Origin of the sequence: Limosilactobacillus oris, assembly GCF_025311495.1 — a bacterium.
GTDB classification, from domain to species: domain Bacteria; phylum Bacillota; class Bacilli; order Lactobacillales; family Lactobacillaceae; genus Limosilactobacillus; species Limosilactobacillus oris_A.
Map to the genome: position 1 here is coordinate 1,748,512 of NZ_CP104398.1, position 24,443 is coordinate 1,772,954.

The following is a 24,443-nucleotide window of genomic DNA, read 5'->3' on the forward strand; positions in this document are numbered from 1 at the left end:
GGGAAATTATCCAGTCTTTTTTAATTTATTACTGCTTTCTAGGTGGAGTTTGTTATACTGAATATAATTCAATTGAGAAAGGAAGCTGATACGGATGGAAATCACAATCAATGGTGAACAGCGGCAGTTAGTCGGCAACCCGCCCGCGGTTGGCGATGATTTTCCTCATTTTAAGGTTTTTGACAAGAATGGGAATAAGGTTAAATTGAAGGAGCTGCTGGGTAAGGTAACCCTTTTGAGTGTCGTACCGGACATTAACACCCCAGTTTGCAGTCTCCAGACCAAGCAATTTAATTCGACCATGGACCAGTTTCCAGACGTCAACTTTTTGACGATTTCGACTAATACCACGGCCGACCAGCAAAAGTGGTGCGCGGCTGAAGGCGTGAAAACCATGCAACTCGTTTCTGACAGTGAAGAATCGTTTGGCTACGAATCCAAGCTGCTGATCCCGGACGAGGGTTTCCTGGCCCGGTCAGTCTGGATCCTCGATGCTACGGGGAAGGTTGTCTACCGGGAAATCGTTGCTGAACTGACTGACGAGCCGGATTACGACCAGGCACTGGCGTCCTTAAAGGAAACACTGGCGAAGTAGGAGCTCTATGGTTACAACATGAAGTTAGCCTGTAGGGTTCGCACATTATCTTTTCAATAATTAAAGAACTAGCATCTTTAAAGATTAAGGGGAGCGTGAACTACCAAGTTTTGGTGGTTCGCGCTCCCTTTTTTATTCGTCTTCACCAATAATTGGGAAGCCGTAATCGCGAATGTGGTTCTTTAGCAATTGGATGTATTCCTGCCCCAGCTGGCTGGTGATTGTGTGTTGGTGCTGGACAATTCCAAGCGTGATTGGATCATCAAGCTCCAAAGGAATCGCGACAATCTTGTCGTCGTTAAGTTTGCTGCTGATAATTCCCGAACTAATGGTGTAACCGTTCAAGCCGACCATCAGGTTAAAGATGGTTGCCCGGTCGCTAACCTTAATTTCCTTTTTATGGCTGAGGGTCGACTGGATTTCTTCAGAGAAGTAAAAGGAGTTGTTTTCGCCCTGCTCAAAGGACAGGTAGGGCAGTTCGGTTAAGTCGGCAAGACTGATTGAGTGACGCTTGGCAAGGGGGTTATAGCGGCTCAAAAAGACGTGCGGCTGGGCCGTAAAAAGCGGTGTGAATTCTAAACCGTTTTCTGTTAACAGTTTGCTGATGATCCGGCGGTTAAAGTTATTGATATAGAGCACGCCGAGCTCACTTTTAAACGTACGCAGGTCGTTAAAGATATTTTCCGTTTCAGTTTCCCGCAAGATGAACTTATAGCTTGGTGAGTTGATCTCCTTGATTAGTTCCACGAAGGCGTTGACTACAAAGGCGTAGTGCTGGGCGGAAACGGCAAATGATTGGTGGAGGGGCTGCTGTTTTTTGAACCGGTCATCGAGCAGGCGGACCTGGTCTAAAATCTGCTTGGCGTAATTCATGAATTCATGACCGTCGGCGGTTAAACGAGCGCCAGAATTGCTTCTTTGAAAGATTATAATGCCCATTTCTTTTTCTAAGTCTTTAATCGCACTCGAGAGGCTGGGCTGGGTGAGGTAGAGCCGTTTCGCCGCCTCATTAATTGAGCCGGTCTCAATCACCGCTTCGAGGTATTCCAGTTGTTTAATTCGCATCGATGGCCATCCTTTTTTTATTAGCATTATAGTCTTTCCCTATATCGGGTTCAAATATTTAACAGTTATTCAATAACAGACATTCATGGTAGATTATTAGACAAATAAAAAACGAAAGAGATGACTGAATGATGACAACCACCACAATTATTGGCTTCCCGCGAATCGGCGAGAAGCGTGAACTGAAATTTGCTACCGAGAAATACTTTAAAAACGCGATTGACCAGGAAGAGTTACGGGCGACGGCAAAACAACTGCGGCGCCACAACTGGGAGCTGCTCCGCCAGGCGGGCATTGGCGAAATCCCCAGCAATGACTTTTCATACTATGACCAAACCCTAGACGCTGCCTTTTTATTTAACCTGGTTCCCCAGAATGTCCAGGACCTGCCATTCTCCGAATTAGATAAGTATTTCGCCCTGGCACGGGGCTACCAGGGGCAAGCGGGTAATGTGTTGGCCTGGCCAATGAAGAAATGGTTCAACACCAACTACCACTACCTGGTTCCCCAGCTTAACCAGGATACCCGCTTCAAGCTGACTGGAAACAAGATTTTTACCGAGTTTGCGGAGGCCAAGGAATTAGGAATCATTACCCGGCCGGTCCTGCTTGGTCCCTTCACCCTGTTAAAACTGAGTGAGTACCAGAATACGACTGCCAGCGATTTTGTCAAGGACGCCGTGACGGCCTACCAGGCGGTTTTCACCAAGCTCATCACGCAGGGCGCCCATTGGATCCAGCTTGACGAACCAGCGCTGGTTAAGGACCTGACTGCTGAAGACCAGCAGCTATTTAACGACCTCTACCGTCCGCTATTGGCTGCCAAGGGGAAGTTAAAGGTCCTCTTACAGACCTACTTCGGCGACGTCCGGGATGTCTATGACGATCTAATCAGTCTGCCGTTCGATGGGCTCGGCCTGGACTTTGTGGAAGGAAAACAAACCCAGCAATTAGTCAGTCACGGTTTCCCGGATGATAAGATTCTTTTTGCCGGGGTAGTTAACGGGAAAAACATCTGGCGCAACCACTACGACCGGAGTTTAGCCCAGCTTAAAGCAGTCGGGGCCAAGCAGGTCGTGGTGAATACTTCTTGTTCCCTGCTCCACGTCCCAATTACGGTGGCTAACGAGGACTTTGCACCGGACGTCAAGGAGCACTTCGCTTTTGCAGAGGAAAAGCTGGCGGAGCTCCAAGACCTCGCGGCGATTTACGATGGTCAGGGAGCAGGGAAGCTGCACGCCAACCAAGCGTTATTTGCCCACCCACGGGTACAGGAAGATGCCGAACTCCACGCCCGGATTGCCAGCCTGAAAGATGCGGACTTTACCCGCCAGCCAGCTCGACCAGTTCGTGAACAGCTCCAGAAGGCGGCGTTTCAGCTGCCACTGTTGCCAACCACGACAATTGGCTCCTTCCCCCAAACTAAGGAAGTCCGGCAGGTCCGGCGCCAGTTCCGTCGGCACGAAATTAGCCAGGAACAATACGATGCCTTCATTAAGGAAAAGATTGACGAGTGGCTAAAGTGGCAAGAGGAGGTGGGCTTGGACGTCCTGGTACACGGGGAGTTTGAGCGCAACGACATGGTCGAATACTTCGGCCAGCACCTCTCCGGCTACCTCTTCTCCAAGAACGCCTGGGTTCAATCATACGGGACCCGGTGTGTGAAGCCGCCAATCATCTGGGGTGACGTTAAACGCCAGCAACCAATTACCATCAAGTGGTCCAAATACGCCCAGAGTCAAACCAAGAAGCTGGTCAAGGGGATGCTGACGGGGCCGGTGACGATCCTGAACTGGTCCTTCCCCCGGGAAGACATCAGCCTGAAAGAAGCCACCCTCCAGTTAGCCCTGGCAATCCAGGAAGAGGTCCTCGACCTGGAAGCCAACGGAATTAAGATCATCCAGATTGATGAGGCGGCCCTACGCGAGAAGCTGCCCCTGCGAAAGTCCGACTGGTACTCAGAATACCTCGACTGGGCCATCCCGGCCTTCCGCTTGGTCCACAGCAAGGTCCAGCCGGAAACACAGATTCACACCCATATGTGTTACAGTGAATTTACCGACATTATCCCGGCAATTGATGCCATGGATGCCGACGTGATCTCCTTTGAAGCATCGCGTTCCAACCTAGAAATCCTCGATGCGCTAAAGAAGCAGCACTTTGAAACCGAAGTCGGTCCGGGCGTTTACGACGTCCACTCACCGCGGATTCCGTCAGTTGATGAGGTACAGACGACGATTAACCGGATCCTGGCGAAAATTACCGCGCCGAAGGTTTGGATTAATCCCGATTGTGGGCTCAAGACCCGGGGGATGGAAGAAACCAAGGCTAGTTTAACCAACGTACTCGCGGCGACGCGAGCAGTCCGCAAGCAGCTCGGGGAGGGTGATTAGATGACCAGTTTATCGTACGAAGTCTTTCCACCCAACTCCACGGTCGGCATCAACCATCTGAACCAGGTGCTCGCCGCCCTGCAGGACCTTGCCCCGTCATTCATCAGTGTCACTTGCAGCAGTCAAACGGCCCGCCTGGCTCAGGAGACAGTCAAGGTTGCCGATTACGTCGAAAATTGCTGTCACGTGCCGGCGATGGCTCACCTCCCAGCTTGGTACCTTAGCCGATCTGATGTTGATCGAATCATGGCGCAATTACGGGAACGCCACGTTGGCCGGGTCCTGGTGCTGCGCGGGGACGAACGGCCGGGGTTAGCCAAAAAGAATGATTTTCCCCACGCCAGTGACCTAATTGACTACATTCGGCAAAATTATCCTGATTTTCAAATTACGGGCGCCTGCTACCCGGAAAAGCACCCAGAGTCGCTGGATATGGTGGCCGAACTGCAGCATTTAAAGCTGAAGGTGGAGGCGGGGTGTGACCAGATTATTACCCAGCTCTTCTTAGATAACCGCTGCTACTACCGGTTTCGTGAACTATGTGCCATTGCCGGGATTGACGTGCCGATTATTGCCGGAATTATGCCAATCATTAACGAACGGCAGGCTAACCGGATTTTGCGGACTAGCGCGGTGGCGGTCCCAGAGAAGTTTAAGGACATCCTGGCCAAGTATCATGACCATCCCGAGGCCCTGAAACAGGCAGGGATTAGCTACGCGATTGACCAAATTGTCGACCTGGCGACCAACGACGTTTCCGGGATCCACCTGTACACGATGAACCAGGCGGACACCGCCCGCCAGGTTGAGCAAAACATTGGGGCGCTCCTCCAGGTCAGCTGTTAGGGGGGGCGATGTAATGATTATTGATGGTAAAAAAATTGCCCGGGAAATAAATGCAAAAACCCGCCAGCAGGTTGCAGCATTAAAAGCGCACCAGCTTACGCCGGGGATTGCGGTAATTGTAGTCGGCGATGACCCGGCCAGTCAAATTTATACCCGCACTAAGCACCGTTTGGCACAGAAGCTGGGCATCGCTTCGACCCTGTACCATTTCCCAGCTGACGTTGACCAGGCGACTGTTTTACAGCAGGTTCGGAAATTAAATCGTGATGACAGTGTAGACGCAATCCTGGTACAGGCGCCCCTCCCGGCCCAGCTCAATGGTGAGGAGATTGTTAATACAATCGACCCGGCGAAGGACGCCGATGGCCTTCATCCGCTCAACCTGGGACGGTTATATGCCCAACAAGGTGGTCATTACCCGGTCGCCTGTACGCCCCGGGGGATTATGACGCTATTAAATCTGTATCAGGTGCCGCTAGAGGGGGCCAACGTGGTCATTGTTGGGCGGAGCCTCCTGGTAGGCAAACCGCTCCTGGCGCTGTTGAATAACCGGAACGCGACCGTGACCTTTGTTGGCCGGCATACTAAAAAGCGGGCCGCATTGACCCGACAGGCGGACATCCTAATTGTTGCCGCCGGGGCCCCTGGCCTGATTACAGCGGGGGACGTCAAGGCGGGGGCAGTGGTAATTGATGTGGGGATCAACCGTCTGCCATCTGGCAAGCTGGTGGGCGACGTTGATTTCGCCAGCGCTGCCTCCCTGGCGCGGTTGATTACTCCAGTTCCCGGGGGCGTAGGTCCGCTGACGGTCGCCATGCTGATGCGCCAAACGGTTGAGCTGGCCGAATGGCGGCGGGAGCTCAGTTCATTTTTAGTGGGATAACTCTGTTCAAATTCCTCGTAACATAAATCAACCGGCTTGACCGCGGTAAATTTTCGTAGTTAAGCCGGTTTGCAGTTATTTGATTTTCCAACAGCTTAAAGTGCTTGGGGCTGTGACGTAAGTACTATTACTTAGATAAAAGACGAACAACGAAGTACACAAAGGGGCTTCAGTGCTCGGCAAAGCCGAACTCTGAAGCCCTCTTTGTGCTTTCTAAAGACTAGCTGCGCATCGACGGGGGCGTGAAGGCGAGGTTATAAATGACTTCGCCTTCACGCTTCCATTTTATTTGGTGGGCATTTTTATCCTGGCGTAGCTTAGTTGATTTTAGTGTTAGTTACCGTGGCGAGCTGATTGAGCAGGGCCGCGGTTTTGAGCCGTGAAAGGGGACAAATGTGGGGGCAAGCCCCAGCACTACTGTATGGTTATGGGTGTTAATCTGACTCACCTTGGTAATATTAATCAGGCAGTTCCGGTGACTGCGGAAAAAGAATTGGCTGCCGCGTTCCAAACTCGTCAATGAACCGTGTACCGTGACTTGCTGGCCATTCGTCAAGTAGAGAAATGACTGGTGCGAGTTGCGGGGATTCGGGGCAAAGCAGAGGGTGTCGGCCAAAGCAATCCGGGTATAGCCAGTCCCAATTTTCAACAGGATGGTAGGCTGGTTGAGCTATTTTATCTGCTTGATTTTCTGGTTGACGAGCACAATATCTTGCCGGAGGCGTTCAGTGATATTGGCCGTGCCTTTGGAAATAAAGTCCAGGGCGGCTGCTTGGTAGCGATAAGTGTCCGGTAATAATTCGTCGTGCACCGTGATAAAGATAATGGTGGCGTACGGGTCGTATTGGCGGACCAACCGGCTAACTTTTAGCCCGGCCTTGGTGTCACCGGCGACTTCGAGGCCGAGCAGGTAGACGTTGTCCATGCTCGGCGCTGGCAAGTGGGCGGTTAATTCGCCGACCGTTGCGTAAGCCTTGATGGTGGCAACGGCAATTTGCTGCTCCTTAGCGATTGAGTTGAGTGCCTTTTCCAAATTAATTTGCTCGATCCATTGATCTTCTAGGATAAAAAAGTTCATTGCGAAAAATACCCCATGATTAACAATTGAATTTGGGATGAAAGGGAAGATTTTCCAGAGACATATTTTAACAAAAAAGCAATTAGCTTAATAATCCGTTCGTTGACAGACTAACGATTAGAAAAAGGGGGAGGAGGTTCGTGAAAGCGCTTTTTGTTTAGCAGATATTATTCCTTAATAATTTTAATCGGAACATAGTGTTTTGTGGTACGTAGACAGGAAATGGTGGTGCAGACTTGCAGTCGGGAGCTTCGTACTGTAATCATATTAATTTCTCCAATTACCCGCTAGTATCTTATACTTTAGCGTAAATAAAAACGGCCCCTCGTTGCGCACGAAAGGTCGTAAAATGGTTATTTGCCCTCCCCCTTAGGAAGGATGATTCGTTGCTCAAACCAGTAGTTATTTGAGCTCCGATCATTGATCGCCTGAGGGTACTTTGCAAGAACAATTCTGAGGTTACGGAGACCAATGTGATGACTCGCGTTAAGATTAAAGGTAGTCGAACCGGCATCTAACTCTGCTAGGTCAAGCTGCTCCTGCTTAGTCGAATTGCCAATGACGATAAACTGGGCGTGCTCATTTTCATAAAGGGCGAGATCAATCTTCTTATCTTGCGATTCCTTAGCTGCATGAATCGCGTTATCAAGTAATATTGAAAGAACTCTCAGGGCATCGACCTGGTTCAAAGTAGCAGTTAGGTCGATGGGCTGTGCAACTTCCAAGGTTACGTTTAACTTATCCGAAATTGCCTGGTTGACCTTTCCATACACTACGGATTTGATTCCAGGATTGGTAATGTTTTGAAGGTTTCCTAATGCTTTGGTTGGTGTGTTAATAATGGAAGCAGTGGAGTTGGTTAGCCGGGCCAGTTCCCGTTTCGCATAGTCTAAATTATCCGTATCAAGTGCGCTCTTGAGACTATAGAGAACGTTCTTGTAATCATGCTTAAAACGGCGCATATCATCATACATCACTTCAAGTTCTGAAGTGTAATCTTCAAGGTTTGATAGCTGGGCATTAGCAAACATCAAGCGTTCGTTCTTCATCAAGACCTTACCGACAACGTAGAATAACAAGACAATGACGATATAATAGCTAAGGGCGATGAAAATCTCCAGTCCAACTAAATTACTGGCGTGGAGAATACCACGTAGAACCGTTGGTAGATACTCAATCATGTAGAAAAAGTAGGATAATGGAATAAAAAGCAGACTGAAGAGGTACTTTAATCCAGAATAGTGGTAAGCTGTTACCTTGAAATAGTCAACGAGTAGCGGTCTGGTCACTTGAATTAGGATTAAGCCAAACGCATAACTAATCAGGGTCGCCAGGAAGTTGACAATCCCCAGCAAGCTTCCCAGCCGTTCTTGAACCACCGGCATTCGGACGCAAATAAAGGTAAAGATGTTTGCCAGGTAGTAAATCAGCATGCTAATTCCGAATTGGGAAATAATAGTCGAAAATCTTTTTCGGTTGGATTAGCGAAATAAAAAACGGCGAGTGCACCGCAGAGGGTTATAATTAAGTCATTTAGAAACAAGTTCGGCTGAAGAAAAGGACAGACGATGAAAAAGCCGACGTAAAACGAGAAAGGAATTTTGGCCCTCGTCAGATGGCGGTATATCCCCCAAAAAGAAATTCCATAAAAAATCTCCGCTTTAATAAACCAGCTCAACATATATAATGGTGAAGGAGAATTAAGAATGGAAATTGCAAAAGCAACAACGACGGCATTGGTAGGAGTAAGTCTTTTTCTACTGGCTGGCTGTGGCAATCAGCAATCGAGTGCTACTAGCAAGCGCTCGTCGGTTACGACAACGCAAACGAAGACTAAGACAACCCATCAGCAAGACCAGATTGTTGGTAGCTTCGTTGATAGTGAAGACGGAGCTGCTATCCAGTTAAAGAGTGATGGTACTGGTCAGTACGTTTATGCTGACTCAGGGGAGCCAGATACTAATGACCAGCTGACTTGGAAGAAGGATGGCGATCATTACACGGTAACTCTCCAGGATAGCAACGTTTCTAGTCCGTTGACCGCGACGCTTGATGGCAACCAATTGACCCTGTCCGGGGATAGTAACTGGAATACGGAACACTTCAAGAAAACTACTAAGAAGCTTGACCTGAACAAGTTCCTGGCTGATCAGCATAAGCAAAATGGGGATGCTAATAATGGGCAAAACCAAACAGCAGACACCCAGGGTAGTAATAATGCTGCTAACGCCGGGACGGCACAAGGTAATGATGGCAGCCAAGACGGGAATGTAAAGGACTTTACTGATTCTATGGGTGGACACCACCACGTTGTGATGTCAGGTGCAACCGATAGTGATGGTCACCAGATGGGGGTTGACCAAGAAACGGACCCTGATGGTAGTAGCCATACCTTCCAATATATTGATGGAATGATGCCGTATTAGTGGGAAGCTAAAATAGAATACCCTTCAGCAGCTCGTGCCAAAACCATGGCCCGGGCTGCTTTTATAGTTGCATAGGATTGCAAAATTATTTTAACTGTAATTTTACGGAGAAACTGGCTTACTCCCTAACACTACTCCTTGCTCTAGCCAAGCCTGGCAGGTATAATCAACGAAAATTCCTTGACGGCTACGGCGGTAATTCGCTATAATTAATTCGTTAAGTTATTATTCCGGCATAGCTCAGTTGGTAGAGCACCTGACTGTTAATCAGGTTGTCGTCAGTTCGAGTCTGACTGCCGGAGCTAATTCAAAGGGACTGGTGATGATTCGCCAGCCCTTTTTTAGTACCTGCGTCGTCAAAATAGTGGCATTTTGATCTTTTTCCTCATATAATAAATTTTGTAAGGATAAGATAAATATTCGGGGAGAAATATTTAAATGAAAGAACGTAAGAAATTATATAAAGCCGGTAAACTCTGAGTTACCGCGACTTTGGTAGCCTTTGCCGGTATCGTTGTTACAACGACTTCTGCATCCGCTGACGATAATACTGTCGTTGCCACGCCACAGACGAGTCAAGTTAACAGTAACGAACCAGCGCCGTCAACCAGCACCGCTACGCCTGCCGACGCGACTTCAGCCACACAAAACACGCTTGCTCAGCCGGCCAACACGGCAGTTAGCTATGCTGCTGCGAATACTACGAGTTAGGAAACTACTACCAGCACGTTGAACGGCCCTACCAAGCTGCCGTCGAACCAGGTGCAAAACCCACGGAACTACACGATCGGTGTTTACCGCAACGAAACGTTGATTTACACCTACCATCTCCAGCTTTCCCAGCAGGGGTTGAGTAACATGCGGCGGGTGCCGGATTTGCAGGGGTATACTCTGCAGTCCAACGTAACGACCACGATTCAGCTTTACCAACCGTACACCCCTAATACCCAGGACTACCAGCAAAATTATGGGAGCCTGGATGGCTATTCAATCCGCCAGACTTCCGCAACTGAGGCGGCCATCCACGTTGCTGGTTGGCACGCCAGCGGTGCTTCGTCACTGATGCCGTATGGCTGGCTGATTGTGTTCGACAACACCCGTGGGCGTGAAATCAAGCGGGTAGCGATTGACCCGGTCAACCGGCCTGATGTCCAAGCGGCCTACCGGAACGTCTACGGCAGCCTGCAGTCCGGCTTCAACCAGGATATTATCATTCCGCTGTCCGCCGCTGGGGATGATTTAACGATTATTGCCCGTTATTCCAGCGATTTTATTAATGGTGAGGGCCAGCGGATTGACCACTGGTTTAACCGTATCAACGCTGACCACGGTAACCATGCCTGGATCGACAGTGTTCAGTACGTCAATGGTCACTTCCAGGTTAACGGCTGGCACGCCACGAACCAGGCCCTCGGCAAGAACCACCATACGCTGATTATTTGGGACGCCAGCCAGGGCCGGGAGCTAACCCGGATCCCGGACGTTGCCGCCGTGGCCCGTTCTGACCTGGCTAAGGTCTACCCGACAATTCTTGGGGCGGACCACGCTGGCTTTAGTGTGGAAGTCCCGCTCTTGCCAGCGATGGTTACGGATAACATCCAGTTCATCAGCCGCTACTCCAGCACGGCAGATTCAAACCGCGATTACGTGGACTACTGGTTTGCGCCCCAACAGCTGTTGAGTGACCACCGCAACCAGGGGTACCTGGATAGTGTCAATGTGCAAAATAGCAAACTCCATATTGATGGTTGGCACGCCACTAACCAGTCGATTGGGCGCCCTTACCACACCTTGATTATTCTGAACGCCCAAACCGGGCACGAGCTCCTGCGGTATACAACTAAACAGTATGCTAGCCGTCCTGACCTAGCCCGGGCCTTTCCGGGAATCGTTACGGCCGGGCAGTCCGGCTTCAATGTGGACCTCCAGCTAGTACTGGGAATGGGGAACCAGCCCCTCCAAATTGTTAGCCGGTGGAGTGCAACCCAGGATGCCAACAGCAACTATGTCGATTACTGGTTCGCACCGGTAACACTTTATCGTGACACCGCGAACCGCGCGAACCTGGACCGCATCGCCATCCAGGGCAACGTGGTTTATGCTAGCGGTTGGCACGCGACGAGCCAGTCGCTGGGCCGGCTGTACCACTACCTGCTGCTTTTTGACCGGACGACTAACCGGGAAGTCCAGCGGGTCAAGGTAACGGCTGCCAATAGCGCCCGCCCGGATGTTGCCCGGGCCTTTCCGGGTACTTACAACGCCGGCCAGTCTGGTTTCAACACGCAATTCACGGTTCAGCCAGCGCTTAACGGTCACGACCTGGTAGTGCTGAGTCGGTGGACTGATGACCCGGCAGGAAATGGGAACGCCGTCGACTACTGGTTTGATCAGACCGTGACGCCAAACGTCCCGGTTGATAAGGCCAAGCAGCTGGGCTAGGCTTCAGTTGATTCGAAATGTTTATTATCAAGCGTTGTCACGCCTTAGTGGGCGGCAGCGCTTTTTTCGTTCAATTAGGTGTGCCTTCCGTATTTATTAAGTGGGAGGCGAGTAAATGAACCGTGAACACGAACTAACAAGACTGGCTCAACAATGGGAAGAGCTGACGATTGCCAACGACAGGATGTTTTCGATGGTGATGGAGAATAATGCGATTTGCCGGGAACTGCTCCGGCGGATTTTCCCAGAGTTGGCGATCGACCGGGTCCAACGGGTGACGGTGCAAAAGCAGGTTAATACGCCCTTAGACGCGCGGACGGTCCGCTTTGACGTCTACATTCGTGATGACCAGCAACGCACGTACATCATGGAGATGCAGGTTGCCAACCGGCAAAATCTTCCGTACCGGCTGCGCTACTATCTTGAGCAGGTTGACCACAGTATTTTAGGACCGGGTGACAACTACGAAAAATTGGCAGGGTACCCGACCTACGTAGTCTTCTTCTGTGATTTTGACTATTACGGTCAGGACCGGTCAGAATACCGCTTTGAGTGGCGGAACATTGACGAACCGGACTTGGTTGCAGGAACGGGCCAGCAGTTGGTGGTTTTTAATGCCCAGGCCAGCACCTTTCATGATAGTATAGGGGTAGCAGGTTTCCTCAAACTAATGCATAATCAGATTGCGGTGGGAGACCCACTCGTGGAACAGGTCATTCAGGAAATGGAACGGATTAAGCAGGACCCGGAAAGGCGGCGTGATTATATGAAATACGAACTAGACCTAATGGACGCCCGCAGTGATGGGATGGCAATCGGCCTGGCGGAGGGAAAGAAGCAAGGGTTAGAACAAGGCAAGCAAGAGTCGATCGTTGCGGCGGCTAAGATGCTGCTTGGCCTTGAATTAAGTCGGACTGTTATTGTTAAGCAGTTGATGTCGGCCTATGACTTGAGTTCCGCTGAGGCTGAACGCTACCTAAAACGGGCACAAGAGTAGTTTACAAAGAGGAGTCTTTTTGTTACTTTAGAAATGATAATGTTACAGGAGTGGAACAAGGTCTGTCCCACTCTTTTTTACGGAAGGAATGTTTTATTTATGGAAACCTCGGCGTTATTGCTCTGCATTGTCTTCATGCTGGTGGGACTACAATTTCTCCGCGGCAAGTGGCTCAATTTGTTAACCTGGCTCCAGCAGTTTTCTGGCAACACGGTGTCGGCGAACCAGTTGAACCGGGCCGGAATGGTCCTGGCCCCCGGATTGATTGCCCTGGGCTTTAGTATGTTCTGCTGGGGCTTCTTTGGCCCCGGAGCCTGGCAGACTGCTGGGAATGCTATTTTCGCTTTAAGCCTGATTTACTTGCTGGCAGCCCTGGTTGGTGTTTACGTTAACTTTACCCGTAAAGGAAAGGATTAAGCTCACTAAATTTTTCAAAAGAATGGTTGTAATCGTTTGCTAGGCACTCTTTACTTAATTTAAATAATAATTAACGGGCTGTTTGTTTAAAAATTAAAGCTAAAAGTTAATTTACCCCTGCGCAACCGCGTTTTTTCTCATTGAAATCTTATTTTTTAATTGACTGACCAAAATGAGGTGTATATAATTAATATATTCTGAAATTTTAAAAGATATTTTTAATTTTGGAAATGAGTATGTATTAACGATTCAATTCATTTCAAATTATTGTTTGGAGGAATTATATGAGTAAAGAGAGAAACGTGGATACAGCCTTCTTTGGCCAGCCACGTGGCCTATCAACTCTGTTCTTCACAGAAATGTGGGAACGGTTTAGTTACTACGGGATGCGTGCCATCCTGCTGTTCTACATGTACTATGCGGTAACTAAGGGTGGTTTAGGAATGAACCAAACCACCGCAGCTTCCATCATGTCAATCTACGGATCACTGGTTTACCTGTCCGGGGTTGTTGGTGGTTGGCTGTCTGACCGTGTTTGGGGTTCCCGGCGGACCGTCTTTATCGGTGGTGTCCTCATTATGTTCGGGCACATTGCCTTATCACTGCCGTTCGGGGTTTCCGCCCTCTACGTGTCAATCGCGTTGATTGTTGTCGGGACCGGGTTACTGAAGCCTAACGTTTCCGAAATGGTGGGGGGCTTATACAGCCCTGAAGACCAACGGCGGGATTCCGGTTTCAGTATGTTCGTCTTCGGGATTAACCTGGGGGCCGCGGTTGCTCCTTGGGCAGTTCCGTGGGCTGCAAACGGCTTTGGCCTGAACCTCTTCCACGGGGAAATGAACTTCCACGCCGGCTTCTTACTTGCCGCAATCGGGATGTTCTTTGGCCTGGTTCAATACGTAATTGGCGGACGTAAGTACCTTTCTAAGGACAGCCTATACCCAGAAGACCCGATTGAAAAGGACGACTTACGGCCGGTAATTATCTGGTCCATTGTTGGTGTGGTAGCAGTAGTTATCATTTTAGCCCTGCTGGCAGCGATGGGACAGTTGAACATTACCAACATCATCACGCTGATTACCATCATCGCGATTGCGTTGCCAATTTGGTACTTCGTTATGATGCTGAACTCCAAGAAGGTTACGAAGACAGAAAAGTCCCGGGTTGTAGCCTACATCCCACTGTTCATTGCAGCCGTTATCTTCTGGGCGATTGAAGAATCTGGTTCCGTTGTCCTGGCCCTCTTCGCCGAACAGCGGACGGTTCTGCACATCGGAAGCTGGCACTTTGCAGCGGCTAACTTCCAGACGCTGAACCCACTGTTTATCATGATCTTGACGCCAGTGTTCGTTTCCCTCTGGGACCACTGGAAGAACCAGCCAAGTGCTCCTGGTAAGTTTGCGGCCGGGCTGGTCTTTGCCGGGCTGTCATATGCCTTCATGGCACTGCCAGCACTGATCCACGGGACGACCGCCGGACGGGTATCGCCATTCTGGCTGGTTGGTTCCTGGTTCATCGTGGAAATTGGTGAAATGCTGATTTCGCCAATTGGCCTGGCGGTAACGACCCGGTTGGCACCAAACGCCTTCAAGTCCCAAATGATGAGTATGTGGTTCTTAGCTGATGCGGCTGGTCAAGCCGTGAACGCGCAGATTGTTAAGTACTACTCATCATCAACGGAAGTACCATACTTCCTGACAATCGGTCTGGTAAGTATCGTCTTCGGGATTATCTTAATGTTCTTCGTTAAGAAGATCCACGGTCTAATGGGCGGCGTTGATTAATAATTGAAATTTCTAAAGTGAGTGGGAAATAACCTCCTCGACAGGGCGTATGGTTAACCTAGAACGATAGTTGGCACGGCACGGGCCGGCTAGCGTTCGTAGTTAGACACTAGCCCTGTGGTTATTTTGCACGTTATCGATGTAATAGTGAAGAACTAGCAAAAGGCTGGTGAGAAAAGTAACGTTTTCTCCCAGCCTCTTTTTTATTGTTAAAAATAGGGTGGTTGCAGTGTAATAGCTGGATTTTCACTGCCTAGCCGCCCTTGTAAGCGTGAAGCGGCGAAGCAGACGAGCTTTTTTGCGTCACTGATTAAAAAAGGCTTGCATTTAGGTCGGAGATTCGGTATTATAATAAACGTTGATTGATTACTGATCAATTTAACCATATGGAGGAGTAGCGAAGTCTGGTTAAACGCGACGGTCTGTAAAACCGTTCCTTCGGGTTCGGCGGTTCGAATCCACCCTCCTCCATTTTTTATTATTGGGCTATAGCCAAGCGGTAAGGCAACGGTTTTTGGTACCGTCATGCGCTGGTTCGAATCCAGCTAGCCCAACTGACTGAGAAGCTGGGTGTTTAATCCAGCTTCTTTTTTGTTTTTAAAACTCACGTGCCCTAGGGTAACGGCTTGATTTACCACACTAGGGGATAGCTGGGCGGTATTCATAGAATATAACCCGGGAAATAATTGCTAACTTACGAGGAGGGATTAAGATGCCGAAGCAGGGACAGTTTGCCAAGTCGACTCGGACTAAACAGCTAAATAGTTTTAAGGTCAAGCGCCGCGGCGGGGACAACACGATCCCAACTGACCAGCTGACTGACTTCCTCGTGGTCCGCTTTGCTTTAACCGCAAAGAAGCGGGTGGCCCCCACGGCTCAGGAGACAGTCCAGCGGTTTTTAATTGAGCTGGCTGATCGCCTGGTGGAGGACAATGGCAACCTGGTGCAACTTGTGCCGCCGTTGCTAACTAAGCTGAATTCTCAGGTCCCCTGGCAGTTTTACGCCCAGTTGACGGCTAATTGGGACCTCCTCCAGCGCTTCCTGGTCAAAGAACTGCCGGCTGTGCCCCTGGCTCAGCGCCTCCGGGTGACCACCCAGCTCAGCACTGGCCAGCTGAACCAGTTGGTAGCCGAGCAGCTGGCACAAAAGGGAGCCGCGGCGACCCTGCTTGGCCGGGGACCGTTACCACCGGCGCAAACCCAGCTAGTGGCGAAGCAACTGCTGGCGGCCCTGTATCGGGATGGACAGGTTGATTGGCAACAGGTGCGGGCCTTGCTTGCGCCGTTGCCGTACCAGCCGGCGCCGGACCTAGATTTGCCAACCAGACAGTGGTTGACCGCCCTAGCCCAGAAACCAGGTTTGACAGGGGAAAATTAAATTTGGTATAACAATAACTGTTAATTAGGCTGTGGTGGAGCGTATCACTACGGCTATTTTTTATTTAAACTTTTCAAGGAGGCGTTAGTGTGGCAAGTACCAAACAAAATCATATCTACCTAGCAATTATTTCCCTCGCGCTGTTAACCTTTATCGGGATTTTGAATGAAACGTCAATGAACGTTACCTATCCGGAATTATCCCGTGAATTCGGTGTTTCTCTGGATATGGTCCAGTGGATCACGACCGGCTACCTCTTGATGGTGACCATCACGATGGGGACGACGGCCTACCTCTTACGTCAGTTTGCGGCCCGTAAACTTCAGTTGGTGGCGGTCTCGGCCTTTATCATCGGCGACTTGATGTGTGCCCTGACCGGCAACTTTGCGCTTTTACTGGTGGGACGGTTAATTCAGGCCGTCGCCACTGGTCTATCGACGCCGATCCTCTTCCACATCATTTTTACCGAAATCCCCCGGGAGCGGCTTGGGGCGATGACCGGTTTTGCGGGGATGGTAATTTCCTTCGCACCGGCGCTTGGGCCGACCTATGGCGGGTGGATTTCCGCCGTCAGCTCCTGGCGGATGATTTTCTGGCTTCTCTTGCCATTCGTCCTGGTCAGCCTGGTGCTGGGGCAACTATATATCCGCAATCAGCCGATTGGCAACGAGAAACCCTTTAGCTATGGGAGCCTCATTAGTCTAGCCGTGGCACTCTTCACCGTTGTCTATGGCCTAGCACTAATTGGTCGGTCCGGCCTGAGTTGGACGGTTCTCGCCTGGCTGGTGGCTGGCGCGGTCTTCTTTGCCGGCTTTGTTTATGTCAACAACCACGGACAGTCGCGCTTGTTCGACCTGAGCGTTTTCCGGAGCAAGCCGCTGCGCTTATCGACCCTGACCTACTTTAATTTGCAATTCATCAACATCGGAATTTCCCTAGTGATTCCACTGTACGCTCAGTACGTGCTCGGCTCGACGTCGACCGTCGCTGGTCTGATTCTGCTCCCGGGGTCGGTTTGCGGAGCCTTGCTGGCGCCATTTGCCGGTCGGCTCGCGGATAGTCAGGGCTTTGCGATCCCGGTTACCTTTGGTGGAATCCTGCTGCTGGCGGGGACGGCTTACTTTGCCCTGTTCCAACCGAGCCTGACGCCAATGTTAATTATGACCTTCTTCATCATCCTCCGGGTCGGCTTTAACTTTGCCTTTGGAAACACGATTTCCAACGCGACGGTCCTGGTAGCGGCAAAGAACAGTGCCGACGTCAATTCAATTTTTAATATGGTCCAGCAATTTGCCGGCTCCCTGGGGACGGCCTTTTTGGCGGCGGTCCTGGCGATTTACCAAAACAGCGGCACGGGCAGCCTGCGGACACGCTCCTATGCTGGAGGCCGCTTTGACTATCTCTTCCTGGCGGTAATGGCTGTCATTGCCTTAGCAGCCATTGTAATCAACTACCGCCTGCAAAAGCGGACTAGCCATCAGTAAGTACCGAAAGTATGGTAGAATAGGAGCTTGGAATACTGAAAATAACGTTTAATTTTAGCGAGGGAGTGAGAAAATGAGCGAACAACCATTTGTTCCGCTGATTTTAGGAAGTGACTTTAACGCCTACGGGATGGCCCGGTCAATGTATGAAAAGTACGGTGTGAAGTCCCACCTGTACGCACGGGCTGAACTGGCACCGACCCGGTTTTCGAAGATTGTTGACCTGCACATTGACGCTAACCTGCAGAAGCCGGAAGTCTTCACCAAGACCTTGATAAAGGCGGCCCAGCAGTATATCGACCAGGGGAAAAAGGTCGTCCTGATTAGCTGTGGGGATGACTACACGGAATTGGTCAGCAAGAACCGGAGCGAACTGGCAAAGTACATGGCGATTCCATACGCCGACTACGAGTCCGTTGCCAAGCTGACTAATAAGGAAGAGTTCTACGAAGTCTGTGAGCAGTACTGCCTGCCGTACCCCAAGACCGACATCCTCAAACCGGATACTGACTACAAGCACTACCAGTCACCATTCGAATTCCCGGTAGCTTTAAAGGCGGCCGACGCGGTCGAATGGCACAAGGGGAACTTCGAAGGCTACGAGAAGGCCTACATTATCAACGATGCGCACCGGCTGACAGAAGTGCTGACGACCATTTACGAGCACAGTCCCTACAATGGCGACCTGATCCTCCAAGAGTTCATCCCGGGTGACGATAGTAACATGCGGACGATTAACTGCTACGTCGGCAAGGACGGCCAGGTCAAGCTGATGAGCCTGGGCCACCCGTTGCTGGAAGAGTGTGAGCCGTCCAACGTTGGGAACTACGTGGCAATTATGCCGGCTTACGACAAGCAGATTTACCAAAACATCAAGCACTTCCTGGAGAGCGTCAAGTTCACCGGCTTTGTCAACTTTGATCTGAAGTACGACCGCCGTGACGGCCAGTTCAAGGTTTTTGATCTGAACCCGCGGCAGGGGCGGAGCAGCTTCTTCGTTTCCCTTAACGGCCACCAGCTGGCGACCTTCCCCGTGGAAGACTACATTTTTGATCGCCTGGACGGGCAGGAGACAATTTACGCCAACCAAGATCCGGCTAAGTACCAGCTCTGGCTAGGCGTTTCCAAGCAGACCTTCCTAAAGTACGCCAAGGATAATGAAATCAAGCAGCAGGCGGAACAACTGATTAAGGACGGTCGGTGGGGGACAACCTACCACTACGCCAAGGACATGAACCTGATGCGCTGGCTCTTGGAAAAGCGAATCAACATGGTTTCACAAAAGAACTTTGCCAAGTACTTTGTGGAAAAGAAATAAGAAACGAAAAGAGTGTGCAGGCAATCTAGTGGACCTAGCTTGCCCGCACACTCTTTTACTTTGATTACCAGCACATTAACATTCAATGATAAGTTGACGGAGACTGTTGAATTGCGGTGGTGGCAATGTAATAATGTTGCTGGATTAAAATTATGAAAGTGACAAAGAATCGTTAATGTTAGATACAATTATCCATTTCATGGTCAATAACCAGACCTTCACCCTGTTTATCTGTGTCGCTTTGGGCTTTGCCATCGGCAACTATAAAATTGCCGGGCGGTTCAACATTGGGGCAACGGTGGGAACGCTAATCGTGACTTTGATTGTTGGTCAAATCGGGGCCTTTCCCCGGAACGAGATGCTGGGTACCATCTTCTTCGGGGCCTTCATGTTTTCTGTTGGCTACCGAATTGGTCCCCAGCTTTTGGTGAGCCTCAAGCTCTTTGGAATCCGCATCGTTATTGCCAGTCTCTTTTGGATGCTGGTAGCCTTCTTCGTTTCCTGGGGCCTGTTCGTGGCCTTCAAGATTGGGCCGGGGATTGCCGCCGGGGTTATCTCCGGTTCGCTGACCCAGTCCGCGACCGTCGCCAGCTCCTTGCAGACGATTGGGTCGCTCCCGGTCAGCAACGCCGTTAAGTCAACCTATGAGGCCCAGCTCCCGGTTGCCTACGCCCTGACCTACGTCTTCGGGACGCTAGGGGTGATTGTTTTCCTCCGGGACATCGCGCCGAAAATCTGCGGGATTACCATTGAGGAACAGGGACCACTGATGGCATGGAAGTATCACTTTCATGCTAAAAATCCTAACCCCACCTGGCGCCGGACCTACCGGGTAGCCGCGGATTCGCCGCTGGTCGGCAAAACAATCGTGCAGTTTAACCGCTGGACTAACTACCACCTGATTGCGTTAGCCGTCTTTCACCGGGGGACGATGACTGACCACCTGGAGTACGAAATCAAGCCGGGCGACCTGGTGACGGTCATCGGTTACGCGATTCACTTTGACCGTCTTCACGGCCTTCAGGGAATCAAGGAAGTGTTGACGCCGACGAACGCGCCCAAGGAACGAAAATTCGTCCTTGGTAAGAACTTTAAGCCGGTTCAATTGGCAATCTTGCGTCAGCACGGTGTGTTCATTAACATCCAGGACCCCAATACCGGGAACGAACAGTTGATTAACCAGCTTCGCCCCGGCAATGTGATTTCACTGACCGGGAACACCTCGCGAACCGCGAACATCCTGCATAAGATGGGGCGGTGGCACACCAGCGCGGAGGCCATCAATTACAGCCTCTTCGCCCTCGGAATCGGTGGTGCTTCCCTTTTAGGAATTCTTGGGCTAAAATTAAATGGTATCCCACTTCAATTGGGTAACGGGACCGCGGCCCTGATTATGGGACTGGTCCTGAGCTCCTGGATCAACCGCCACCACGACTACAAGTCGATTCCAGAAACGGTCACGACTTTCTGCCAGAGTGTTGGGCTGACGATTTTCGTGGGGACGGTTGGTCTCCAGTCGGCCCAAGCCTTTACGTCCGCGGTTAAGTCTTTGGGAGTTGGCGTGTTGGTGGTTGGTGCAATTATCACAATTGCACCGCACCTGCTGACTCTGCTCTTTGGCCGCTACGTGTTGCGGATGGAGCCGTTGGCGCTATTGGGAGCCTTGACGGGTTCCGGGACGAGTGCCGCCTCAATGAGCGAAATCGTTCAAAAGGCGGGGCCAGAAGGGGGCGCCTACTTTGCGGCGGCCTTTACTCCCGCGTTCGTGGTCGGCAATATCGGCATTACCCTGCTTGGCCCAATTTTTGTGGCGCTCTTAGCATGAGAAAAGGAAGGCAAACTAATAATGAAAAAGTTCTTTACCGTTTTAGGGGGAATGGGCACGCTGGCAACCGAGAGTTACGTTCGCCTGCTCGACCAACGGACCCCGATTCACCGCGACCAGGATTACCTGGACTACATTGTTGTCAACCATGCTAGTATCCCGGATCGGACAGCCTGGATTCTCGACCACAGCCAGCCCGACTATAACAAGGCACTGATTGAGGATATCGAGCAGCAGAGCCTGCTTAACCCAGCGTTTTTCGTGTTGATTTGCAATACTGCCCACTATGCCTTTGACCAGTTGCAAGCGGCGACGACGATTCCGATTCTCAATATGTTGGAAGAAACGGTTGCCGAAATCAAGCGGATTAAGCCGGATGCTAAGAAGGTCGGTCTGTTAGCAACCCGGGGAACCGTGGAAGCCGGTTTGTATGACGGCTACATCACTAAGGCGGGTTATGAAGAAATCAAGCCGACGCCGGAAATCCTTGATATGACCGAGGACTTAATTTACCACGACATCAAGGAAGCTGGCCACTCCGACGGCCAAAAGTACCACGAGCTGGTCCGCAAAATGGTCGAGGAAGAGGGCGCCGACGTTGTTATTCTGGGATGTACCGAGTTGTCCTATGCCCAGGAGATGAACCCCGAGACAGAGTTTCCGGTGGCCGATTCCCAGTCGATTATCGTCGACCGTTCCCTGGAACGCGGAATGAAGCTGGAAGGACGGGCAACTAAATAGTTTTTTGCAGAGGATGAACAAACACCCCAACCGGCTGGCAGGTTGGGGTGTTTGTCTTTCGACGTGAAATTAGCCGCTGGGAACACCCGCTGATGGTGCTTTAATGCCAGGTAGCCGTTTGCGGATGGGAAAGCTGGCTCGTTTGATTGCCAACGGTCGGTTAGATCCATCACTAATGATTGCCCACAAGTTCGACGGCTTTAAAAAGATTCTGGACGCGCTGGAACGAATGCATAATAAGCCAGCAAACCTAATCAAGCCAGTGGTTTACTGTGATGACATTGATTAAATAATAACTGAATTTATACAAACCGCCTGGAGCGAAGCAAATTCGTTAACGGGCGGTTTGTATTTGGCCAGATAAGCAAGTTAGTATTGGTCTAGATAACTGGAAAAGTGGTAGAATAAGACGAAGCATGACAGAGAACTGTATTGGCACGAGGAGGAATACGATGGGTTCACCGGTTTACATTCAAATACACAACCAGCTGCGAGAGAACATCGAAAACGATAAGTGGCGGGTCGGTCAAAAAATCCCGGCAGAACGGGAACTAGCTAGCCAGTTTAACGTTAGCCGAATGACCTTGCGCCAGGCAATCCAAGCCCTGGTCGACGAGGGAATCCTGGAACGCCGAGTCGGGTCAGGAACTTTCGTGGCTAACCGCAAGGTCCAGGAAAAAATGGCCGGGGTGACCAGCTTTACCGAATTAATGCTGGCAGCCGGGAAGACGCCGTCTAGCAAGACCATTTCCTACCACTTGACGGTCCCCTCCCAGACTGAAATCGAAAAATTAAAGTTGCCGGCAGGGGAGCAGGTCCTGCGGATGGAGCGGGTTCGGTCTGGAAATGATGTCCCGATTTGCTATGAAATTGCCACAGTGCCCGCTGCCTTGGTCAAAGATTTTAGCCGGGATGAGATTACCAGCTCTTTTTACCGGACGTTGGAGCAAAAGGCCCACCTCTACCCGGGCCACGCGACCCAGCATATTTCCGCAACCAAGGCGACGGAACGGATTGCTACTTACTTAGATGTTAAACGGGGGGACCCGCTCCTGCGGATGACCCAGCTCTCCTATTTGCAGGATGGCCGCCCGTTTGAGTACGTTCACACCCAGTACGTTGGCTCCCGCTTTGAGTTTGTCCTCGAAAAATAAGGGGGGCAGGACGAGCCCGCCGTTTTAACGCGGGTGCCGTGTCGGTGACCGCTGAAAGGGGGTAGGAATTAATACCCCGCTCTGCTATATTAAAAATAATTTTTACTACCGCTTTGTTAACCATATTGAAGGGAATGTAGGACAATGAAATTTGATTATCCAGATGATAGCCTTGCTTTGCACACCGATGCCTACGAGCTTAGCATGATGCAGACCTACTGGAAACAGGGGATGGGCAACCGTCGGGCAGTGTTTGAGGCTTTCTTCCGGAAAATGCCGTTTAACAATGGCTATGCCGTGTACGTTGGACTGGATCACATTATCCGTTACATCAAGAATCTGCACTTTACGGCTAGCGACATCGACTATCTCAAGTCGACTGGTCAGTTTGACAATGACTTCCTGGAATACCTCCGTGACTTCCGTTTTACGGGCTCGCTCCGCAGTTTTGAGGAAGGGGACTTTGTCTTTAACCACGAACCAATTTTGCAGGTGGACGCGCCGATGATTGAGGCCCAGCTGGTGGAGACCGCAATTTTAAACATCCTCAACTACCAGATTATGATTGCGACGAAGGCGTCCCGGATCCGTTCCGTGGTTGGAGACCAGAGTGTCATGGAATTCGGGACCCGGCGTGCCCAGGAACTTGATGCGTCGATTTGGGGAACACGGGCGGCCTACATCGGTGGGTTTAACGCCACCAGTAATGTCCGGGCCGGTAAACTCTTTGGAATCCCGATTTCTGGAACCCACGCCCACGCACTTGTCCAGGCCTACATGAACGACTACGATGCCTTTAAGGCCTATGCCCAGACCCACCACGACTGCGTCTTCCTGGTGGATACCTTTGACACGCTCAAGAGCGGGGTACCAAACGCCATCAAGGTCGCGAAGGAATTCGGTGATAAGATTAACTTCCAGGGGGTCCGGATCGACAGTGGTGACATGGCCTACCTATCTAAGCGGGTGCGGACCATGCTGGACGAGGCCGGCTTCCCGGACGCCAAGATTTTTGCCTCCAACGGCCTGGATGAAAAGACGATTCAGAACTTAAAGATGCAGGGGGCCAAGATTGACGTCTGGGGAATCGGGACCAAGCTGATTACCGCCTACGACCAGCCAACCCTGGGGGCGGTTTACAAGCTGGTTGCCTTTGAAAACGAGTATGGCGAGATGGTCGACACCATCAAGATTTCTAACAACGTCGGCAAGATGTCGACACCAGGCAAGAAGCAGGTTTGGCGGATCAACGACCGCTTAGATGGTAAGAGCGAGGGTGACTACATTACCCTCGCTGACGAGGACCCGCGCAAACTCAGTCAGATCAACATGTTCAACCCGCAGTTCCCACTCCAGCAAAAGGACGTCAGTGACTTTACCGCGCGGCCAATGCTCAAGGACATCTGGCGGGATGGCGAGTTTGTCTATACTGAACCAAGCCTGGAGGAAATCAGGGACCACCGAATTGAGAGTCTGGCAGCGCTTTGGGACGAGTACAAGCGGGACCTTAACCCTGAGGTCTACCCGGTCGACTTGTCACGGCGTTGCTACGACAACAAGATGAAGCTGATTCACCAGGTCAACGAGTATGTTAAGGGACTCGATAATTAAGGAGAAGGA

The 24,443-nt window shown here is 50.8% G+C and carries 22 protein-coding genes and 3 tRNA genes; 21 read left to right on the forward strand and 4 right to left on the reverse strand.

The features are described 5' to 3' along the window. Positions 1 to 94 precede the first annotated feature (94 nt). Complete coding sequence (tpx, locus tag N4599_RS08665; protein WP_260899104.1) at positions 95 to 595, forward strand: thiol peroxidase; 501 nt, start codon at positions 95 to 97, stop codon at positions 593 to 595. Positions 596 to 727: 132 nt separating this feature from the next. Here the strand turns inward: tpx and N4599_RS08670 are convergent, their stop codons facing one another. After that, entirely contained in the window at positions 728 to 1,660 is a 933-nt protein-coding gene (locus N4599_RS08670; protein ID WP_260899107.1) for a LysR family transcriptional regulator, read from the reverse strand. 128 nt (positions 1,661 to 1,788) lie between these two features. Here N4599_RS08670 and metE point away from each other — a divergent pair, with 128 nt between their 5' ends. The 3 genes from metE to N4599_RS08685 are packed head-to-tail and all read left to right on the forward strand — an operon-like array spanning position 1,789 to position 5,782. Continuing rightward, positions 1,789 to 4,053, forward strand: coding sequence for a 5-methyltetrahydropteroyltriglutamate--homocysteine S-methyltransferase (gene metE, locus N4599_RS08675; protein WP_260899109.1), 2,265 nt, complete (start codon positions 1,789 to 1,791; stop codon positions 4,051 to 4,053). Then, a complete protein-coding gene (metF, locus tag N4599_RS08680) occupies positions 4,054 to 4,899 on the forward strand; it encodes a methylenetetrahydrofolate reductase [NAD(P)H] (RefSeq protein ID WP_260899111.1) in 846 nt (281 codons plus the stop codon). A gap of 13 nt (positions 4,900 to 4,912) precedes the next feature. Continuing rightward, positions 4,913 to 5,782, forward strand: coding sequence for a bifunctional 5,10-methylenetetrahydrofolate dehydrogenase/5,10-methenyltetrahydrofolate cyclohydrolase (locus N4599_RS08685; protein WP_260899112.1), 870 nt, complete (start codon positions 4,913 to 4,915; stop codon positions 5,780 to 5,782). A 337-nt stretch (positions 5,783 to 6,119) separates the two neighbouring features. On the opposite strand, the gene N4599_RS08690 is transcribed toward N4599_RS08685, so the two are convergent. The 3 genes from N4599_RS08690 to N4599_RS08700 form a co-directional block, all read right to left on the reverse strand. Further along, positions 6,120 to 6,431: a LytTR family DNA-binding domain-containing protein gene (locus N4599_RS08690; RefSeq protein WP_260899114.1), complete on the reverse strand. Its 312-nt coding sequence runs from the start codon at positions 6,429 to 6,431 to the stop codon at positions 6,120 to 6,122. Positions 6,432 to 6,452: 21 nt separating this feature from the next. Continuing rightward, entirely contained in the window at positions 6,453 to 6,860 is a 408-nt protein-coding gene (locus N4599_RS08695) for a response regulator (RefSeq protein WP_260899116.1), read from the reverse strand. 353 nt (positions 6,861 to 7,213) lie between these two features. Continuing rightward, positions 7,214 to 8,293: a GHKL domain-containing protein gene (locus N4599_RS08700; RefSeq protein WP_260899118.1), complete on the reverse strand. Its 1,080-nt coding sequence runs from the start codon at positions 8,291 to 8,293 to the stop codon at positions 7,214 to 7,216. Between the two features lie 273 nt (positions 8,294 to 8,566). Between N4599_RS08700 and N4599_RS08705 the strand changes: the two genes are divergently transcribed. The 17 genes from N4599_RS08705 to N4599_RS08785 all read left to right on the forward strand — a co-directional run bounded on the left by N4599_RS08705 (position 8,567) and on the right by N4599_RS08785 (position 24,434). Continuing rightward, the gene (locus N4599_RS08705) at positions 8,567 to 9,286 is read left to right on the forward strand and encodes a lipocalin/fatty acid-binding family protein (RefSeq protein WP_260899119.1); all 720 of its coding nucleotides are present in this window, start codon (positions 8,567 to 8,569) and stop codon (positions 9,284 to 9,286) included. Positions 9,287 to 9,515: 229 nt separating this feature from the next. Further along, positions 9,516 to 9,588, forward strand: a tRNA-Asn gene (locus N4599_RS08710). Between the two features lie 190 nt (positions 9,589 to 9,778). After that, entirely contained in the window at positions 9,779 to 9,997 is a 219-nt protein-coding gene (locus tag N4599_RS08715) for a hypothetical protein (RefSeq protein ID WP_260899121.1), read from the forward strand. 18 nt (positions 9,998 to 10,015) lie between these two features. Further along, complete coding sequence (locus tag N4599_RS08720) at positions 10,016 to 11,725, forward strand: hypothetical protein (protein WP_260899123.1); 1,710 nt, start codon at positions 10,016 to 10,018, stop codon at positions 11,723 to 11,725. A 115-nt stretch (positions 11,726 to 11,840) separates the two neighbouring features. Then, positions 11,841 to 12,722, forward strand: coding sequence for an Rpn family recombination-promoting nuclease/putative transposase (locus tag N4599_RS08725; RefSeq protein WP_260899125.1), 882 nt, complete (start codon positions 11,841 to 11,843; stop codon positions 12,720 to 12,722). A 99-nt stretch (positions 12,723 to 12,821) separates the two neighbouring features. Further along, the gene (locus N4599_RS08730; protein ID WP_260899127.1) at positions 12,822 to 13,139 is read left to right on the forward strand and encodes a hypothetical protein; all 318 of its coding nucleotides are present in this window, start codon (positions 12,822 to 12,824) and stop codon (positions 13,137 to 13,139) included. Positions 13,140 to 13,423: 284 nt separating this feature from the next. After that, entirely contained in the window at positions 13,424 to 14,923 is a 1,500-nt protein-coding gene (locus N4599_RS08735; RefSeq protein WP_260899129.1) for a peptide MFS transporter, read from the forward strand. Between the two features lie 388 nt (positions 14,924 to 15,311). After that, positions 15,312 to 15,394 (forward strand) — tRNA-Tyr (locus N4599_RS08740). An 11-nt stretch (positions 15,395 to 15,405) separates the two neighbouring features. Next, positions 15,406 to 15,477, forward strand: a tRNA-Gln gene (locus tag N4599_RS08745). Positions 15,478 to 15,635: 158 nt separating this feature from the next. After that, positions 15,636 to 16,301, forward strand: a complete 666-nt coding sequence (locus N4599_RS08750) for a hypothetical protein (protein WP_260899131.1) — start codon at positions 15,636 to 15,638, stop codon at positions 16,299 to 16,301. Between the two features lie 89 nt (positions 16,302 to 16,390). Then, entirely contained in the window at positions 16,391 to 17,785 is a 1,395-nt protein-coding gene (locus N4599_RS08755) for an MFS transporter (protein WP_260899133.1), read from the forward strand. A gap of 73 nt (positions 17,786 to 17,858) precedes the next feature. Further along, positions 17,859 to 19,103: a carboxylate--amine ligase gene (locus N4599_RS08760; protein WP_260899135.1), complete on the forward strand. Its 1,245-nt coding sequence runs from the start codon at positions 17,859 to 17,861 to the stop codon at positions 19,101 to 19,103. Positions 19,104 to 19,278: 175 nt separating this feature from the next. Further along, positions 19,279 to 20,928 (forward strand): aspartate-alanine antiporter-like transporter, encoded by a 1,650-nt coding sequence (locus N4599_RS08765; protein WP_260899136.1) that lies wholly within the window; start codon positions 19,279 to 19,281, stop codon positions 20,926 to 20,928. Between the two features lie 21 nt (positions 20,929 to 20,949). Further along, positions 20,950 to 21,669, forward strand: coding sequence for an aspartate/glutamate racemase family protein (locus tag N4599_RS08770; RefSeq protein WP_062812768.1), 720 nt, complete (start codon positions 20,950 to 20,952; stop codon positions 21,667 to 21,669). Between the two features lie 103 nt (positions 21,670 to 21,772). Beyond that, a complete protein-coding gene (locus tag N4599_RS08775; RefSeq protein ID WP_260899139.1) occupies positions 21,773 to 21,958 on the forward strand; it encodes a hypothetical protein in 186 nt (61 codons plus the stop codon). A gap of 163 nt (positions 21,959 to 22,121) precedes the next feature. Beyond that, positions 22,122 to 22,823, forward strand: a complete 702-nt coding sequence (locus N4599_RS08780) for a GntR family transcriptional regulator (protein WP_062812766.1) — start codon at positions 22,122 to 22,124, stop codon at positions 22,821 to 22,823. 144 nt (positions 22,824 to 22,967) lie between these two features. Continuing rightward, a complete protein-coding gene (locus tag N4599_RS08785) occupies positions 22,968 to 24,434 on the forward strand; it encodes a nicotinate phosphoribosyltransferase (protein ID WP_191363797.1) in 1,467 nt (488 codons plus the stop codon). Positions 24,435 to 24,443: the final 9 nt, after the last annotated feature.